The 1,285-nt window shown below is 43.4% G+C and carries 2 protein-coding genes; both read right to left on the bottom strand.

The features are described from left to right. Positions 1 to 237 precede the first annotated feature (237 nt). Positions 238 to 513 (bottom strand): ribbon-helix-helix domain-containing protein, encoded by a 276-nt coding sequence (locus J1785_RS00915; protein WP_014333818.1) that lies wholly within the window; start codon positions 511 to 513, stop codon positions 238 to 240. Continuing rightward, entirely contained in the window at positions 513 to 1,148 is a 636-nt protein-coding gene (locus J1785_RS00910) for an AAA family ATPase (protein ID WP_129955455.1), read from the bottom strand. The genes J1785_RS00915 and J1785_RS00910 overlap by 1 nt, the downstream gene beginning before the upstream one ends. Positions 1,149 to 1,285: the final 137 nt, after the last annotated feature.

Genomic DNA, 1,285 nt, shown 5'->3' with positions numbered 1-1,285 from the left:
GTTACTAAGTAATACTTATTACATCATAAGTAGGGTAGTGAATGGCAGACCTTATGAAACAAATTTCAGAATTTTAAAATAAAAACAGAGTGTTACCACAACGCTAAAGCTGTGTTGGTCGGTAACTTCAGGTGGGGGAGGGGAGTTGTAGAATGGTGGGAAATTTTAAAAGAACTAATTTTACCTGCAAACCTGGCATTGGCAGCATCATACATAACTGCCCATGCCATTAAGATATCAAACCTTTTTTAGGTAGGCTTCCAATGCGTCGCGAATGATTGCGCTGACGCTTTTTGGGGCCACACCGATACGCTTATTATGGAGAGCAAGATCTTCAATCTCGCGCAACGTATTCTGAGGTATTGAGATGGTTGTCCTGGTCAGGATTTCCTGAGCCGGTTCCACAACTTTTTCGTCACCGTAGGGGCGGTCAGCCAGTCTGTTAGCCAGCGCGTCAGCCTCAGCTTCCGTAACAACACGACGATTTGAAAAAGGGGGTTTTTTTAGAGCCATTAAAATACCTCATTCATCAATGCCAGCACTTCTGCCTTGGCTTTTTCATTAGTTGTTTCCAGTACAGATTTACCTTCGGACATCACATCGCGGTAAACCTTTCGGTAACATGCGGTGGCAGTCAAAGGAATGAGCCCTTCAAACTCGCGAACATATTCAAGAAACTCATGTCGTTCATTGCCCTGCAACAGCGGGTTCGTGGTTGCCATACTTTGATAGCAGTACGCCTTAAGCTCGGGATTGAGATCTCGCATACTTTCCAGCTGCTGCTGCAATTCAACCATAGTATCAAGATCTAACTGTGAGCATTGATGTGGGGCGATAATCTGATGTGCGACCGTGCCTCCGGTGATTAGCTCACGGCTATTGCGACCAGCAACATCAACGATGACATGAGCAAATTTTTCATCAAGGCTTCTTAGCGTTTGAGAAATGTTATCTCGTTTTTCAATCAGGGTAATGGATGGGCTAATTCCCGCAGCTTCACGTTCTGCATACCACCTTGAAGCTGAACGCTGAACGTCAGCATCGACGAGACATACATCTTCGCCACGAAGGGCCAGGCCTACAGCCAGATTAATAGCAGTAGTGGTTTTGGCTGCCCCACCTTTATTGCATCCAATAATCGTGATCATTTGTCACCTGTGATATCGAAAATAGCATTTCCTAAATAATAACGCATAAAAGCTAAATGTGAAGTAATATTAACTAATTAATACTTATGAAGTAATACTTTTTCACTTTAACAAATCTAGCGCTCATTAAAAGTGAC

The organism is Rahnella perminowiae (genome assembly GCF_019049755.1).
In the GTDB taxonomy this organism is placed as follows: Bacteria; Pseudomonadota; Gammaproteobacteria; order Enterobacterales; family Enterobacteriaceae; genus Rahnella; species Rahnella perminowiae.
This window is presented reverse-complemented; position numbering and strand designations above follow the sequence as displayed.